Annotated in this window: 20 protein-coding genes and 1 pseudogene; all 21 read left to right on the forward strand. The window is 28.9% G+C overall.

Features of this window, described 5'->3' with window-relative positions; all coding sequences use genetic code 11:
• Window positions 1-1,489: Cna B-type domain-containing protein (locus tag HMPREF9127_RS00045; protein WP_039849331.1), on the forward strand; the 1,489-nt coding region annotated here is incomplete at its 5' end.
• Between the two features lie 237 nt (window positions 1,490-1,726).
• Entirely contained in the window at window positions 1,727-2,218 is a 492-nt protein-coding gene (locus HMPREF9127_RS08520; RefSeq protein ID WP_009447522.1) for a class I SAM-dependent methyltransferase, read from the forward strand.
• 2 nt (window positions 2,219-2,220) lie between these two features.
• Window positions 2,221-2,526, forward strand: a complete 306-nt coding sequence (locus tag HMPREF9127_RS08525) for a hypothetical protein (RefSeq protein ID WP_255261643.1) — start codon at window positions 2,221-2,223, stop codon at window positions 2,524-2,526.
• Window positions 2,527-2,718: 192 nt separating this feature from the next.
• Entirely contained in the window at window positions 2,719-3,000 is a 282-nt protein-coding gene (locus tag HMPREF9127_RS08530) for a hypothetical protein (protein WP_009447555.1), read from the forward strand.
• Between the two features lie 137 nt (window positions 3,001-3,137).
• Window positions 3,138-3,836 (forward strand): transglutaminase-like domain-containing protein, encoded by a 699-nt coding sequence (locus HMPREF9127_RS00060; RefSeq protein WP_009447561.1) that lies wholly within the window; start codon window positions 3,138-3,140, stop codon window positions 3,834-3,836.
• A gap of 144 nt (window positions 3,837-3,980) precedes the next feature.
• A complete protein-coding gene (locus HMPREF9127_RS00065) occupies window positions 3,981-4,892 on the forward strand; it encodes a helix-turn-helix transcriptional regulator (RefSeq protein ID WP_009447558.1) in 912 nt (303 codons plus the stop codon).
• A gap of 42 nt (window positions 4,893-4,934) precedes the next feature.
• Window positions 4,935-5,543, forward strand: a complete 609-nt coding sequence (locus HMPREF9127_RS00070) for a GyrI-like domain-containing protein (RefSeq protein WP_009447554.1) — start codon at window positions 4,935-4,937, stop codon at window positions 5,541-5,543.
• Between the two features lie 11 nt (window positions 5,544-5,554).
• Complete coding sequence (locus HMPREF9127_RS00075) at window positions 5,555-6,094, forward strand: ClbS/DfsB family four-helix bundle protein (RefSeq protein WP_009447521.1); 540 nt, start codon at window positions 5,555-5,557, stop codon at window positions 6,092-6,094.
• A 23-nt stretch (window positions 6,095-6,117) separates the two neighbouring features.
• Complete coding sequence (locus HMPREF9127_RS00080; RefSeq protein WP_009447532.1) at window positions 6,118-6,993, forward strand: SPL family radical SAM protein; 876 nt, start codon at window positions 6,118-6,120, stop codon at window positions 6,991-6,993.
• A 1,086-nt stretch (window positions 6,994-8,079) separates the two neighbouring features.
• On the forward strand, window positions 8,080-8,379 hold the full coding sequence (locus tag HMPREF9127_RS08535; RefSeq protein WP_009447550.1) for a macro domain-containing protein: 300 nt from the start codon (window positions 8,080-8,082) through the stop codon (window positions 8,377-8,379).
• A gap of 20 nt (window positions 8,380-8,399) precedes the next feature.
• Window positions 8,400-8,876, forward strand: a complete 477-nt coding sequence (locus HMPREF9127_RS08540) for a macro domain-containing protein (RefSeq protein WP_009447538.1) — start codon at window positions 8,400-8,402, stop codon at window positions 8,874-8,876.
• Between the two features lie 36 nt (window positions 8,877-8,912).
• Window positions 8,913-9,698 carry a hypothetical protein gene (locus tag HMPREF9127_RS00090; protein ID WP_009447547.1) on the forward strand — a complete coding sequence of 262 codons (786 nt, stop codon included), beginning with the start codon at window positions 8,913-8,915 and terminating at the stop codon, window positions 9,696-9,698.
• 7 nt (window positions 9,699-9,705) lie between these two features.
• Complete coding sequence (locus HMPREF9127_RS08545; protein WP_009447540.1) at window positions 9,706-9,846, forward strand: hypothetical protein; 141 nt, start codon at window positions 9,706-9,708, stop codon at window positions 9,844-9,846.
• A gap of 56 nt (window positions 9,847-9,902) precedes the next feature.
• Window positions 9,903-10,694 carry an SIR2 family NAD-dependent protein deacylase gene (locus tag HMPREF9127_RS00095; protein WP_009447541.1) on the forward strand — a complete coding sequence of 264 codons (792 nt, stop codon included), beginning with the start codon at window positions 9,903-9,905 and terminating at the stop codon, window positions 10,692-10,694.
• Window positions 10,695-11,457: 763 nt separating this feature from the next.
• Window positions 11,458-12,618, forward strand: a complete 1,161-nt coding sequence (locus HMPREF9127_RS00100) for an ABC transporter permease (protein WP_482197880.1) — start codon at window positions 11,458-11,460, stop codon at window positions 12,616-12,618.
• A 10-nt stretch (window positions 12,619-12,628) separates the two neighbouring features.
• Window positions 12,629-13,273: an ABC transporter ATP-binding protein gene (locus HMPREF9127_RS00105; protein WP_009447539.1), complete on the forward strand. Its 645-nt coding sequence runs from the start codon at window positions 12,629-12,631 to the stop codon at window positions 13,271-13,273.
• A gap of 10 nt (window positions 13,274-13,283) precedes the next feature.
• Window positions 13,284-14,663 (forward strand): ABC transporter permease, encoded by a 1,380-nt coding sequence (locus HMPREF9127_RS00110; protein WP_009447543.1) that lies wholly within the window; start codon window positions 13,284-13,286, stop codon window positions 14,661-14,663.
• Between the two features lie 126 nt (window positions 14,664-14,789).
• Window positions 14,790-15,445: pseudogene (locus tag HMPREF9127_RS00115) on the forward strand (response regulator transcription factor).
• Window positions 15,442-15,672 (forward strand): hypothetical protein, encoded by a 231-nt coding sequence (locus HMPREF9127_RS09665; protein ID WP_009447552.1) that lies wholly within the window; start codon window positions 15,442-15,444, stop codon window positions 15,670-15,672. Before HMPREF9127_RS00115 ends, HMPREF9127_RS09665 begins: the two are co-directional and overlap by 4 nt.
• Window positions 15,673-15,731: 59 nt before the next feature.
• Entirely contained in the window at window positions 15,732-16,169 is a 438-nt protein-coding gene (locus tag HMPREF9127_RS09670; RefSeq protein WP_009447556.1) for a HAMP domain-containing protein, read from the forward strand.
• Between the two features lie 29 nt (window positions 16,170-16,198).
• Window positions 16,199-16,771: an ATP-binding protein gene (locus tag HMPREF9127_RS09675; RefSeq protein ID WP_009447537.1), complete on the forward strand. Its 573-nt coding sequence runs from the start codon at window positions 16,199-16,201 to the stop codon at window positions 16,769-16,771.
• The last annotated feature ends 214 nt before the right edge of the window (window positions 16,772-16,985 follow it).

The following is a 16,985-nucleotide window of genomic DNA, read 5'->3' on the forward strand; positions in this document are numbered from 1 at the left end:
TAACCAAGACGGAGTAAGACCTGCAAGTGTAACAGTTAGATTATTAGCTGACGGACAACCAACAGATAAAACTCTTACTTTAACAGAAGCAAATAACTGGACAGGAAGTTTCACAGATCTTGATGAATACAAAGCCGGAAAGAAAATAGAATATACTGTAAAAGAAGAAGCTGTAGGAAATGACTATACAAGTGTAATTACAGGAAGTGCTAAAGACGGCTTTACAGTAACAAACACAAGAGAACCTGAAAAGACAGAAGTAGAAGGAAGTAAGACTTGGAAAGACAATAATAACCAAGACGGAAAGAGACCAAAAGAAATTAAGATTAATCTGTTAAAGAACGGAACTGTAGTAGAAACAAAGACAGTAACAGAAAAAGACGGTTGGAAATGGAAATTTGAAAATCTTGATAAATTTGAAGCCGGACAATTAATCAACTATACAATAACTGAAGAAAAGGTTGAAGAATATACAACAGAAGTAAAAGGAAACGATGTTGTAAATACACATACACCGGGAAAGACATCAGTACAAGTAACAAAGGCTTGGAAAGATAATAATAACCAAGACGGAGTAAGACCTGGAATAGTAACAGTTAGATTGATAGCTGATGGAGTAGAAACAGATAAGACAGTAACTTTAACAAAAGATAATAACTGGACAGGAAGTTTCACAGACCTTGATGAATACAAAGACGGAAAGAAAATAGAATATACTGTAAGAGAAGAAAATGTTGGAAACGGATATACAAGTGTAGTAACAAAAACAGGAGAAAATAACTTTACAGTAACAAATACAAGAGAACCTGAAAAGACATTTGTAGAAGGAAGTAAGACTTGGGACGATGCAAATAACCAAGACGGAAAGAGACCAACAGAAATAACAGTAAATCTATTAAAGAACGGAACAAAAGTAGCTACAAAGAAAGTTACTGAAAAAGATGGCTGGAAATGGAGATTTGAAAATCTTGACAAATATGAAAATGGAGAATTAATCAACTACACAATCGTAGAAGAAAAGGTAGAAGGTTATACAACAGAAGTAGAAGGACATAATGTTAAGAACTCATACACACCGGGAAAGACATCAGTACAAGTAACAAAGGCTTGGAAAGATAATAATGATCAAGATAAGAAGAGACCTGATAGTGTAACAATAGAATTACTGGCTGACGGAAAAGAAACAGGAAAGAAAGTTGTATTAACAAAAGAAAATAACTGGACAGGAAGTTTCACAGACCTTGACGAATATAAAGACGGAAAGAAAATAGAATATACAGTTAAGGAAAAAGCGGTAGGAAATGGATATAAGAGTGTAATTACAGGAAATGCAAAAGAAGGATTTGTAGTAACAAATGTAAGAACACCAAAACCAAGAATACCAAAGACAGGAGCAGGAAGTAATTCAGCACTATACACAGTATTATTGGGATTATCAGGAACAGCATTATTCTCAGTATTTAGAAGAAAGAGAAAAGAAGAATTATAAGATTTCAAAAACTTTTAAATAACAAGAGATAAAAAATACAATATTGATTGTTGTTAATCGGAGGACATCTTTTGAGATGTTCTCCTTTTTTGTATAAAAAATCAATTATATCGCTTTCCGAATCAAATCCTTGCTAATATTTTTACTATAAGTGATATTCTTCAGTTATACTTGAAAGATAATATCAAATTGTAGTAAAATATAATAAAGGATAAGAGTTAAGAAGGAGGTATGAGTGTGGAAAATTTACTTAATGGTGTAGAAGATACTTTATATATTCCTCTTGTTGCAAGAATATGTATATCTGAAAAATTTCCGGAATTTTTCTATGATGAAAAAGCCTTGTCATTAAAAGCATATATTCCTGCAAATCTTATAGAAAAGAATGCCAGTGAGTATTTTCATATGGCAAGTGTATGCAGACAAGATGTAATAGATAAAAAGATAATAAAGTTTCTTGAAGAAAATGAAAATTGTAATGTTGTGTTTTTAGGTGCCGGGCTTGAAACTGCCTATAATCGTATTAATAATAAAACAGCTAATTTTTATCAAGTGGATTTGCCTGATGTTATAGAAATTAGAAAAAAAGTGCTTGGTAATGCGGAAAATGAAAAGCTAATTTCAGGGGATATGTTTACTCTTGAATGGATAAAAGAAATAGATACCGAATTGCCAACTATGATTGCAGTTTCTGGAGTTTATCAATATTTTTATAAAGAAAAATTGTAGAAATGATTAAAAAAATGAAATCTTTTTTTCCTAAAGGAGAGTTGGTCTTTGATGCGACTAACACAAAAGGACTTAAAATTGCAAATAAATATGTTAAGAAAACCGGTAATGCAAATGCACAAATGTATTTTAGTATTGACAATGTAAAAGAATTTGCAGATATTACCGGAACAAAATTAATTGAAGTTCAAGGTTTCTACGAAAAAGCATTGAAAATCTGTTCAAATGCAAAATTAATAACTAAATTATTTATGTATTTTTCTGATAAGTGGAATAGGACAAAGGTTATTCATTTGAAATTAAATTAATGGAGAAGTTATGGACAAGTTTATTATTTTAGGGATATTAATTTTACTTGGATTAGTATTTTTATATTTAATGTTTAATCCGCCAAAAAGAAAAAATATAATTTAAAAAGTCTAACTTTTAAAAATAATAATTTATATACAGAAGCACTTGGAAAAGAGCTATTTGTAGCAAAAAGTAGTAGAAAATTTATTTTGCCGACAGAATTTGACCTATGGACTGAAATTGTTCTTTTTGAAAATGGCATTGTATTTAAAAGAAATAATAAGGAAGAGAAGTTATATTTTTCTGAAATAAATGAGATAGAGCCAATGCTTATTAATTCATTTTTTGTAAATGGTAAATACTTTGGGTATATATTTAAATTTAAAGACAATAGCAAAATTATTGTAAAAAGTAATGATATAGAAGACTTAGAATTATTTATGGAAAAACTTTTTGATCTTTTTCCTAAAGAAATGATAAGAGAAATTTAAAAGGAATTTGTCGATGTGTTTTTTTAACTTTATATGAAACTACAAGTGTCATAAAGCCGATATAGAAACATAGCTTAAAACTGGTATAATATAAGACAAAAATGAGATAAAACAAAAAGTTTGAGAAGGAAACTAAAATGAATCAATACTTGAAAGAAACTAAAATGCTGGATTTTTCAAATCCGAGTATTCAAAAATTAATAGAGATGAAATGTTGGAAAGAAAAAAATAAGTTTGATTGTATTAAAGCTATTTATAATTTCGTAAGAGATGATATAGTATTTGGATACAATGTGGATGACAATATTCCTGCTTCTAAAGTTCTTAAGGATGGATATGGTCAATGCAATACAAAAGGAACTCTTTTTATGGCATTGCTTCGTGCCTGCAAAATTCCTTGCAGAATTCATGGGTTTACCATAGATAAACAACTACAAAAAGGTGCAATGAGTGGATTTGTTTATAAAAATGCACCAAAGAATATATTTCACAGTTGGGTTGAAGTGTATTTTGAAGATAAATGGTATGAACTGGAGGCTTTTATACTGGATAAAAAATATTTATACAAGTTGCAGAAACGATTTGCAAACTGCACAGGATTTTTTTGTGGATATGGTGTTGCGGTAAAGGATTTTCAGCATCCAATAATTGATTTTGACAGAAACAACACATATATACAAAGCGAGGGAATAACTAAGGATTTTGGAGTATATGATTCTCCGGATGAATTATTGAAAAATCATCATCAGGAGTTATCAGGCATCAAGACTTTTTTATACAGACATTTGGGAAGACATTTGATGAATTGGAATGTAAAGAACATAAGAAATTCCTAAATCCCGGTTGTCACAACAATAACTAAATATAACTAATACAGGGACAGTAAACCAAAAAAGTTTACTGTTTTTTTGTCTTTGAAATTTTATAATATGACAAAAAATGTCAGGTTGTGATATAATAGACATAGGTGATGTTAAGAAATGAGAGATAGTAGATTATTTAGAATATTATATTATGTTTTGGAAAAGGGAAAAGTTACAGCAAATGAACTTTCTGAAAAATTTGAAGTATCAGTGAGGACAATATATCGAGATATTGATGTGATTAGCTCTGCTGGAATCCCGATTTATGCCACACAGGGAAAAGGTGGAGGAATAGAGATAGCAGATGATTTTGTATTAAAAAAATCTTTGCTTTCTGAAAAAGAGCAGGAACAGATTTTAGTTGCATTAAAAGGTTTAGAGGGAATAAATAAACAATATGAAAATGAGCTTTTAACAAAATTGTCTGCCTTTTTCAAAATTAAAAATACAAATTGGATTGAAGTTGATTTTACAAATTGGAAAAGAGGTAATGAATATGACGAATTGTTTAATGATATAAAATCAGCAATTATAAATAAAAATATTATTAGATTTACATATTTTTCAAGCAATGAAAAAGAGACAAGTAGAGAAGTAAAGCCGATTAGACTCTTATTTAAGGGTTGGGATTGGTATGTTTATACCTTTTGTTTACTTCGAAACGAATTTCGATATTTTAAATTATCAAGGATTAGGGATTTAAAAATTCTTGATGAAAATTTTGAAGATAGTTATGAAGATGTTGTTCTAATAAAAAAAATGGAGTATAAGGATACTGTCCATGTTAAGTTAAAATTTGACAGAAAAGTAGCTTTTAGAGTTTATGATGAAATGGGAGATATTAAAGAAGATGAAGAAGGTAATTTATATGCAGAAATAGAGCTACCAAATGATTATAATCTTTATAATTATATTTTTTCTTTTGGAGAATCCGTAGAAGTTTTAGAGCCGATAGAAATTATAAATAATATTAGAGATATGATAAATAAAATGTCTAGAATATATAATATGACAAGAGGTGTCAGGTAATCTTTTGTATAATTAATATATAAGATACAAAGGAGGTTTGTTATGAAATACGAATGGAAGAAAAACGAAAAAAATTTATATGGTGTTAAACAAAAACCACAGTTAATTGAAATTCCAAGTGCATATTATATTATGATTAAGGGAGAGGGTAATCCAAATGAGAGCGACTTTTCCAATAGGGTTTCTGCTTTGTACTCTCTTGCATATGGAATAAAGATGTTATTTAAAAATATGAATGACAAGAAAAACGAATACTCTGATTTTGCTGTATTCCCACTTGAGGGGATTTGGGAGAAATCAGATGATGAAGAATTTGATAAGAGCAAACTAAAATATACAATTATGATTAAACAACCTTATTTTATTACAAAGGAAATTTTTGAGTTAGCTTTTGAAAAAGTGAAAAAGAAAAAGCCAAACGAATTATATGATGAAGTAAGTTTTGATTGTATTGAAAGTAAAAAGGCAATTCAGATTTTGCATATTGGTAGTTTTGATACAGAGATTGAGTCCTTTGAAAAATTGGATAATTTTGCAAATGAAATGAATTTAGAGAGAAGTGAAAAACTTCATACAGAAATATACTTAAATAATAAAAATCGAACTGCAGAAGATAAACTTAAAACAATATTAAGATACAATGTGAAATAAGGAGGCTTATTATGGCTAGACCAACTACTAAAGAAGATTTGCTTATTAGTGCAAAAGAAAATTATGGAAAGTTAAATGAATTGATTTCTAAATTGTCAGAAAAAGAGCTGAATACTCCTTTTGACTTTTCGGCTGATGTAAAAAAGAAAGAGGCACATTGGAAAAGAGATAAGAATTTAAGGGATATTTTAATTCATCTTTATGAATGGCATATGTTAATTTTAAATTGGGTAAATTCCAATCAAAATGGCGAAGAAAAGCCATTTATACCAAAGCCTTATAATTGGAAAACTTATGGAGATATGAATGTAGAATTTTGGAAAAAACATCAAAATACACCTTTAGAAGAGGCAAAGAAAATGCTTAATAAATCTCATAAGGATGTTTTAGTTTTAGCTGAAAAGTTTTCAAATGAGGAATTGTTTTCTAAAAATGTTTTTAAATGGGTTGGAGGGAGTACATTAGGTTCATATTTTGTAAGTGCCACTTCAAGTCATTATGATTGGGCGATTAAGAAACTTAAAGCACATCAAAAGAATTGTAAAAATTAATTCTAAATAGAAAAGGGATTAATATGCATTTTGTAAAAGTAAAGGGAATATTATCTTCAAAAAACGGAATGAATTTATTTCGTGGTTGCACACATGGTTGTATTTATTGCGATTCAAGAAGTAAATGTTATCAGATGAATCATAGTTTTGAAGATATTGAAGTAAAAGAAAATTCAATAGAGCTTTTGGAAGATAGACTTAAAAGAAAAAGAAAAAAATGTATGATTGGTATGGGGTCAATGACTGACCCCTACATTAATGAGGAATTAAAACTGAATTATACAAGACAAGCAATAGAAATAATAAATAAATATGGTTTTGGACTTACACTCATTACAAAGTCATCAAATATAATCAGGGATTTGGATTTGTTAAAAGAGATTAACTCCAAGACAAAATGTGTTGTTCAAATGACACTCACAACCTATGATGAAAGATTATGTAGGATAATTGAACCAAATGTTTCTACTACAAAGGAAAGAGTTGAAACCTTGATTAAATTAAGAGAAGCAGGAATACCTACGGTAGTATGGATGACTCCGATTTTACCATATATTAATGATACAGAAGAAAATATTAGAGGTATTTTGAATTATTGCAAAGAGGCGAAAGTAAAAGGAATTCTCTGCTTTGGAATGGGACTTACCTTGCGAGAGGGAAATAGGGAATACTTTTATTCTAAACTGGATAAACACTTCCCATATCTTAAAGATAAATATATTAGAGAGTTTGGTAATTCTTATGTTATTAACAGTAAAAATAATTATAGATTAATGAAAATTTTTCGAGACTTCTGTGAAAACGAAAAAATTATGCATGATTATAATAAAATTTTTAGCTATTTAAATACATTTGAAGAAAAAGAAATATCAAAACAACTAAGTATTTTTGATTTGTAATAAAAAATAAATAATTCGATAGATTTTATGAAAGAATATTCTTTTTTAGAGTATTCTTTTTTGTTGAAATAAGAAGTAAAGTTATTATATTTTTGTGTATGTATCTACGATACATTCACTTTTGTTTGCAACAAAAGTGTGAGATTTTTTGCAGTCGATTGTAGTCAAATTAAAGATTTGAACAATCTTTGTGTCAGACCTACAATAGATAAAATACAAGTAAATAATCTAAGTTATGAGATTTCTCCACTACACTCAGCTATGCTTCGTTTCGGTCGAAATGACGTATAAGATAATAATTTTCGTTTAGTACTCTGACGTTAAAAGTAAATAAACTTCAATTGTTTAAAAATTTATAAGAAGTAAAATGTTGCACGTCATAGTAACTATTAAAGTAATGTCTCCAACACGTCATCTTGAGCGTAGTGTAACGGAGTCAATCTAGCCCTAACTTTGTTTACTTGTAAACAAAAGTAGGTCTGACGGGGTCGTTGTATCATTTGATACAATGACTCTGGAGATCTCCTAAAGCCCCGCAATTGTGAAAGAAATGTTTTTAGTAGTTTGTATTGTAATTAAAGTTAATAAAATTTTATATTGTATGTATCTACGATACATTTAGTTTTACTTGTAAACAAGTAAAACTATGAGATTTCTCGGCTTCGCTCAAAATGACGTGTTGGGGGACTTTCATATGCAACATACTATGACGTGAATTGTTTTATTTTTATATATAAAATTTTCAATAATTTTTTTGATACCTTTTATATTTTTAAAATATTTTTTTAATTTGAAGTTTATTTTCTTTTAATGTCTATCAACTAAACAAAGCATTCTTCTTTATACGTCATTTCGACCGAAACGAAGCATAGCTGAGTGTAGTGGAGAAATCTCCTAAGGCTCTATGCTAGTAAACAAAAGTAGGTCTGACGGAGTTATTGTATTATTTGAAACAATGAATCTGTGGATTTTCTAAAGCCCCTTAACTATTAAATTTACAAAAATATTTCATATATCTAGTTTAGGATGTAAAAATAGAATTATAAATATTTCATTTGGGTAATATAGTAAAAAGAGGGTGATTATATGAATAGAAACAAAGAACAAATGTTGGATTTTTTAGTAAAAGCATTTATAGCTGATTCGGATAACTATAAAAATATGGAAATTCCTGAAGATGAAACTCAAAAAAAGGTAGTTTTACGTTCTCTTATGAATATCCGTATACCAAGAAAAATGGATGATAAAGTTTTAGAAGTTCAAGATGAATATTTAAAACTTTGCGCAGAAGAAAAGAGAATAGTAGAGATTAAGGATATTCCTGTTGTAAAAGATATTTTTCTATTTGGCAAGGAGATATTACAAGACTTAAGGTTGATGCTATAGTTAATGCGGCGAATTCAATAATGCTTGGATGTTGGGTTCCAATGCATCTATGTATTGATAATCAAATACATACTTTTGCAGGAATTCAACTAAGGGCAGAATGTAACGAAAAAATGCAGGAACTTAAGAAAAAATATGGTCAAGATTATGAACAGCCTACTGCTGTTCCGATGCTTACAGGTGCCTATAATCTACCTTCAAAAAAAGTAATTCATATAGTTGGTCCAATTGTTTATGGAGAGCTTACTAAAGAGCTTGAAAAAGAATTAGCTGACTGTTACGAAAAAACTTTGGATATGTGTTTGGAAAATGGACTAAAAAGTGTAGCATTTTGTTGTATATCAACAGGTGAATTTAGATTTCCAAAGGAAAGAGCAGCAGAGATTGCAATTGATACAACTAAAAAGTGGGTTTTAGAACACCCTTTAGCTATGGATAGGATCATTTTTAATGTTTTCAAAGATGAAGATAAAAAATATTATGAAAAAATGATATAATATTAATGATTATACTATTTTAAAAAGGAGATAATTATGAGTTTTGATTTATTTGTCTTTGAAAAAAGAGAAGAAATAAAAACTTCTTTGGATGTATTTGCATATCAGGAGGAGTTCACAGAATATAAAGAAAATAAAGATTATGAATCTTTGGATGGCTGTTCTGATGTAATATCCTGTTGGGCTAAAAAGATGTTTGAAAAATTTCCACCAATAAGTGGGAAGTATGCTTTGCCTGATGAGATTGCCTATGCAACAGAGGATTCAGAAAATCATTTGACTGATTATAGCTTAGGAAAGAATGGAGTATATTGTGCATTCTCATACAATGTTGAAGATGATGCATTGGAATTTGTAAAAAGTATTGCAGATGAATATGGTGTAGGAATTTATAATCTTCAAAGCAATGATGCAATTTTTTGTAAAGGGATTGACATATTAAAATGTAGAACAGAAAGCACGGACGACTTCGAATGTGATTGGGAAAATATTGAAAACTTTATTGAAAAATTTAATGATATTGACCGAGTAAATGAAAATGGAGGACTAACATTCATTACCATTTGGTATGAAACTGATGGAAAACAAGGTAATTTTATACAATGTACTCCTTGTTATAAAAATAAGGGATTTTTTTCATCATTATTTAGTAAGAAAATTTCAAATGAAATAGATTCTTATATTTTTGAAATAGAAAAAAACGGCGGGGTATATCAAACATTTATAGAAGATAAATCTGAACTTATAAAAGTTATAAAAGAATGGTGCATAGATAGAAAAGAGCCTGATATAAGAGAATATAAAAGAATTATAGATTTGTAGGTAAAATATGAAAGAAAATTATAATAAAACAGATGGATATAGAGAAAATATTGAAATGGGACTTAAGGGATTAAAGACTGCTGGGAAAAATATAACTTCTGAAAGTGAGTTAAATAAGGAAAAGATTGAATTTTTAAAAAAGAAATAGAAAATGCAGATGCGATTGTAATAGGTGCTGGAGCGGGGCTTTCAACTTCAGCAGGTTTGACTTATAGTGGTGAGAGATTCGAAAAATATTTCTTTGATTTTTCAAAAAAATTCGGTATAACTGATATGTATTCAGGTGGATTTTACCCTTTTCCGGATAGAGAAACACTTTGGGCTTGGTGGGCAAGACATATATATTTTAATAGATATATCGAACCACCAAAACCGGTTTACAGAGATTTGTTTTCCATTATAAAGGATAAAGAATATTTTGTTATAACGACAAATGTAGATCATCAATTTCAAAGAGCGGGATTTGATAAAAAACGTCTTTTCTATACTCAAGGTGATTATGGATTATTTCAAAGCGTGAATTCACAAAATCAAAAGACCTATGATAATGAAGAATGGGTTATGAGAGCGATAGAAGTTCAAGGATTTAAGAAAAATGAAGAGGGCGTTTTTGATATACCTGAAAATATGGAAATATCAATGAAAATTCCTACAGATATGATTCCAAAATGTCCTGATGATGACTCCGATGTTACAATGAATCTTCGTGCTGATACTTCCTTTGTCGAAGATGAAGGTTGGTATAAAGCATCGAAAGAATATTATAATTTCCTTGAAAAGTATAAAGATAAACATATACTCTTTTTAGAGTTGGGTGTTGGAAATAATACTCCTGTAATAATAAAATATCCTTTTTGGCAAATGACTATGGAAAATAAAAATTCAATTTATGCCTGTATTAATTATAAAGAAGCATTTTACCCTGAACAAATAAAAGACAGAAGCATTTGTATTGACGGAGATATTGGAGAAATACTAAAGAAAATTATGGAATAATAAATAAAAGTTTTATTAAAGAATATTCTTTTTAAGAGTATTCTTTTTTGTGTAAATAATATTTAAAAAATAAACAATGCACGTCATAGCAACAAGCAAAGTGAATCCCCCAACACGTCATCTCGAGTGAAGTGTAACGCAATCGAGAGATCTCATAAATCCCTGTAATTGTGAATGAAATATTTTTAGTAGATTGTATTGTAATTAAAGTTAAGAAAATTTTATTTTTTATGTATCTCCGATACATTCATTTTTGTTTGCAACAAAAATGTGAGATTTCCACAGTCGATTGTACCCAAATTAAAGATTTGGACAATATGCGTCAGACCTACTATAGATTATTTACAAGTAAATAATCTAAGTTATAAGATTTCTCCACTACACTCAGCTATGCTTCGTTTCGGTCGAAATGACGTATGAAGAAGAATCTTCGTTTAGGAGCTTAACGTTAAAAGAAAATAATCTTCAAATTTCAAAAGAAATATTTTAAAAAATATAAAAGGCATCAAAAATTTTTCATTTCATAAATATTTCATTTTCATTTCATAAATATTTCATAAATCTGGTTTAAAATAGCTACTGTAAAGAAAATACTTTGAAATTAAAATAAATTTGAGAGAGGGGAGCTGAATAGGACAGTGGTAAAAAATGCGATAGCATATGTTTTAAGAAAAAGAATAGAACTCTGATAGTTTTTATTATTTTGACAGTAGTTCTTTCATGTTTATACGCTTGTCTAAATATTTTGAAATCAGGAGCTAGTTTGGAGAAGTCTTTGTATAAGTCTTCAAATTCATCTTCATCCATAGCCAGAAAGGACAGTCAGGGATATTTTGATAGAAATGAGTTAAAAGGTATAAATGATATAAAGGAAATTGAAGAGATAATTACTCAATATGAAGGCTTGGCAAGATTGTCAAATACCAATGCAGTTGACAGCGGGCAACAAATCACAAGAGATGATATTCCAAGTTACTTAAAAAATATTGTATCAATTCAAGCTACAAGCAATGTAAAAAGAAATGTTTTGTTTAGTAGTGGAGTTTTTACAATAAAAGAGGGAAGAAATATTGAAAAAAATGATAAAAATAAGATTTTAGTTCATGAGGAGTTTGCTGAAAAGAACAAATTAAAATTAGGAGATAAAATTAGTTTAGAATTTGTAGATCCAAATAAAAATGATAAAAGCAACAAGCAAACTGAATTTGAAATTGTTGGAATTTTTTCAGGAAAGAAACAGGAGACACAAACAGGATTATCTTCAGATTTGAGTGAAAATATGATGTTTACGGATTATGATTCAGCACAAAAGGCTTTAAATGCTGAAGGAAACAAAGAACTTGTAAATAAGATGACATTTTTTACAAGCACTCCTGAAAAGATGGACGAGGCAATAAATAAAGTTAAAAAGCTTAATGTAGATTGGGAAAAAACTTATACTGTTGATAAGGATTCAAACTCATTTAAAGAAGCTTTAGAGTCATTAAGCGGAGTTAAGCATATTATAAGAATAATGACTTTTGCAATTATGATTGGTGGTTCTGTAGTTCTTTCATTGATATTGATATTATGGTTAAGAGAAAGAATTTATGAAATCGGAATATTATTGTCCATAGGTGTAAGTAAATTAAAAATTATAGGTCAATTTATTATGGAATTAATATTTATATCAATTCCGGCAATTCTGGTATCTTTGATATTTGGAAATTTGGTAGTAAATCAAATTATCGGAGGACTGATTAGTTCCGATGATACTACATCAATTACATCCAATTTCGTAAGTAATGGATATAATATGAACAGTTTAATAACTTTTGCACAAAGTTATGGAGTTTTATTGCTAATTATTGTTTTATCAGTAGTTTTTGCATCAGGATTGATTTTAATTAAGAAACCAAAAGAAATATTATCACAAATTAGCTAGGAGGAAATAAATGAACACATTAGAAATTAAAAATGTAACATATAGTTATGCGAATTCAAAAGAAAAAGTTTTATCATTAATAAATCAAGGATTTGAACTTGGAAAATTTTATGCGATTATCGGTAAATCAGGAACAGGAAAGTCAACTTTGCTTTCACTTTTAGCAGGTTTAGATAAACCGAACAGCGGAGAAATTTTGTTCAATAACGAAAATATAGAAAAAGCAGGTTATAGTAATCACAGAAAGAACAATATATCTTTAGTATTCCAAAACTACAATCTTATAGATTATCTATCACCATTAGAAAATATCAGATTGGTAAATAGTAAAGCATCTGAAGATATCTTGCTTGAATTGGGACTTGATAGAACTCAAGTTAGAAGAAATGTAATGAAACTATCAGGTGGACAACAACAAAGAGTTGCTATTGCAAGAGCTTTAGTATCAGAAGCACCGGTTATTTTGGCAGACGAACCTACAGGTAACTTGGATGAAACTACTGCAGGAGAAATAATAGAAGTATTGAAAAAACTTGCAAAAGAGAGAAATAAATGTGTAATAGTAGTAACTCATAGTAAAGAAGTTGCAAGTGCAGCTGATACGATACTTGAGCTTAATAATAAAAGATTAAAAGAAGTAACAAAAAGTAATTAGGAGGTAAGCAATGTTTAAAAATGCTTTTGCGTACGTAACCAGAAAGAGTTTAAAATCATTAATTATATTATTAATTATCTTATCAATGTCAGCACTTAGCTTGATAAGTTTATCTATAAAAGATGCTACAAATAAGGCATCAGAAGAAACTTTTGGAAATATTACAAACAGTTTTACAATGGAAATAAATAGAAGAGTAAATCAAGGTACTGCCAGAGGTGGTGGTAATGTAAGAGGTCAAGACATCAAGAAAATTGTTGATTCAGGACATGTGGATAATTTTGTTAAAAGAATCAACAGTGTTGCCAATCTTGACGATAATTTAGATATAGTTCAAGCGCCGGGTGCTGGTCAAAACGAATCTGCAGAAAGAGCTAAAAACTTCAAAAGAGCAGTTATGTTAACAGGTGTAAACAGTTCTCAAAAAGAAACAAAATTTGTTTCCGGAGCATATAAATTAGTTGAAGGGGAACATTTAAATAGCGAAGATAAAAATAAAATTTTAATGCATAAAGATTTAGCTGCAAAAAATAATTTAAAAGTTGGAGATAAGATTAAATTAAAATCCAATTTATATGATGCAGATAATGAAAAGAGAGCAAATGAAACTGTAGAAGTAGAAATTAAAGGTCTTTTTGATGGACATGGAAAAAGCGCTGTAACTTATAATCAAGAACTTTATGAAAATACTTTAATTACAGATGTTCATACAGCTGCCAAAGTTTATGGAAATACTGAAGATACAGCAACATACCAAGATGCAACATTCTTTGTAAAAGGTAATAGAAATTTAGATCAAGTAATAAAAGATCTTAAAAAATTGGATATTAACTGGAGATCTTATAATTTAATTAAGAGTTCTTCAAACTTCCCTGCATTACAAAAATCAATTTCAGGAATATATTCAATTGCAAATCAATTATTTGCAGGTTCTCTAATATTTGCAGGTTTAGTAGTTACATTACTATTATTCTTGTGGATGAATGCCAGAAAGAAAGAAATTGCAGTATTGTTATCAATAGGAATTTCTAAAACTAAGATATTTGGACAATTTGCCATTGAATTACTTTTCGTTGCAATCCCGGCATTCATAGGTTCATATTTCTTGGCAGGTTATACAGGAAAAATGCTTGGAAACAGTATTTTACAAAAAGTTACAGGAAGTATTGCAAAACAAATCGCAAGACAGTCAGCATCAACTAAATTAGGAGGCGGAGCTGAAGTTGACGGATTTAATAAGACATTAACAAGTTTAGATGTTAGCATTAATCCAAAAGCCCTTCTTTATGTAGTATTGTTCATGTCAATTGTACTTGCAATTGCATTGGTAATCTCTTCTTCAAATATTTTAAGAAAGAAACCAAAAGAATTATTAATTGATACAAAATAGTTTTTATCATAGGGGGTACTTCGTAATATTCTAATACGATAGCAAAAATTATCGGTGTATATACATCGATAATTTTGTTTTTATGGTAAAATATTATTAGTAAATTTTTTTATAAAAGGAGGGCTTATGAGAATATTAGTTGTCGAAGACGATCAAATAATCAGAGAGGGAATCTGTGAGTATTTATCTGCATTCGGTTATGACATTATTGAAGCGAAAGACGGACAGGAAGCCTTAATAAAATTTAATAAGAATGAGATTAATTTAGTAATTTTAGATATACAAATTCCTTTCCTAAATGGATTGGAAGTCTTAAAAGAAATCAGAAAAAAAGTAATTTGCCTGTGCTGATGCTTACAGCATTTAATGATGAGGAATATAAGATAAATGCTTTTTCAAGTTTGGCGGACGGTTATATGGAAAAGCCGTTTTCACTTCCTGTTTTAAAAGTTAGAATAGATTCTTTAGTTAAAAGGCATTATGGAAGTCATGAAAAATTTGAATATAATAATGCCGAAGTTAATTTCACAAGTTACACAGCGAAATACAATGGCGAAGATGTGGATATAAATGCAAAAGAACTTGAGATATTAAAATATTTATTGGAAAACGAAGGACATGCTTTGACAAGAGCACAGATAATAGATAATGTGTGGAAAGAAACGGATGAAATTCCTTTTGACAGAGTTATAGATGTCTATATAAAAGAGTTGAGAAAAAAACTTGGTTTGGATTGTATTGTAACAATTAGAAATGTTGGTTATAAATTGGAGAGAAAATGAAGAATTTAAAAATATTTCCAAAAATGTTTTTGCAGACATTTGGAATTCTCGGAACTGTAATTGTGTTAATACATTTATTGGTATTTTTTATTTTTCCGAGAACTTACTTGGAAACTAGAAAGCAGGAACTTTATTCAAAAGCCGATGAAATCTCAAATAATATTATGGGAAAGGATTTAAAATTTGTAGAACAGTCTTTGGAATTTTTTCTAAAAGTAGTGATATAAAGGCATTTATAAAAGGAGAAAACGGAGATGACGAAGTCCAAATAGGCGATGATATCAATGTGAATTTAAAGAGCGGAGATAATTCTTTAATTATTGAAGAAAGGGAAGTAGAATTAAAAGGTGGTAAAAAAATCTCCATACAATTTATTTCTACCGCAGATATGAAAAAGGATGCTAAAGAACTCAGCTTTAAATTCTTGCCATATTCATTGGCTATATCTTTTATTTTTTCAATCATAGTTTCACTTATTTATGCAAAGGCGATAACTAATAATATAAAAGAAATAAAAAATGTTACGAAAAAAATGATGCGTTTGGATAGAACTGCTTATTTAAAAATTAATTCTACAAATGAAGTTGGAGAATTAAAGGAACAGATTAATGATTTGTATAGTACTCTTTTAAAGCTGATAGACGATTTAGAGCTTAAAAATGAAGAAATAGTAAAATTAGAAAAATTAAAATATGATTTTTTAGGGGAACATCACATGAATTAAAAACTCCACTAGCAAGTCTAAAAATAATATTGGAAAATATGAAATACAATATTGGAAAATATAAAAATAGAGATTTGTATATCGAAAATTGTATTGACATAGTCGATCATTTGACAAGAAGTATTTCACAAATGCTGTCAGTTTCTTCGTTTGAACATTTGAAAAATGATGAAGAAATAATAGTTGTCAATGATATATTAGAAGATGTCTTGAAGCAATATATGTTACTTGCAAATCATAAAAATATAAAAATCAATAATAATCTGAAAAATGAAAAAATCTATATAGGAATGACGGCACTTAAAATTGTACTTTCTAATTTAATAAACAATGCAGTTAAATATTCCGACGAAAATGGTTTAATTAACATTGGAACAAAAGATGATTGGCTTTATATCGAAAATTCCTATAAGGATAATAAAGATTTGGATGTAAATAAAATATTTGAAATTAGTTTCAGCTTAAATAAAGAAAACAGTAATGGTCTGGGTTTATATATTGTTAAAAATATTTTATTGAACTATGGAATAAAATACAAAGTAGAAAAAAGCAAAACGGGAATTGTATTTTTGATAGAATTATCAGGCAATATGGATAAATAAATTTTTGTTTCATAATAAAGGAGCTTTATGAGATCTCCAGGACAACTGTATCTTTAGATACAATTGCCCCGTCAGACCTACTTTTGTTTGCTAACAAACAAAGTTAGGGCTAGATTCATTTCGCGTTGCTCCAGTCGAGATGACGTGTTGGGGGATTTTCTTTGCTTGTTGCTATGACGTGAATTATTTTACTTCTTAGAAGTTTTTAAACAAT

Origin of the sequence: Parvimonas sp. oral taxon 393 str. F0440, assembly GCA_000223315.2 — a bacterium.
Lineage (GTDB): Bacteria > Bacillota > Clostridia > Tissierellales > Peptoniphilaceae > Parvimonas.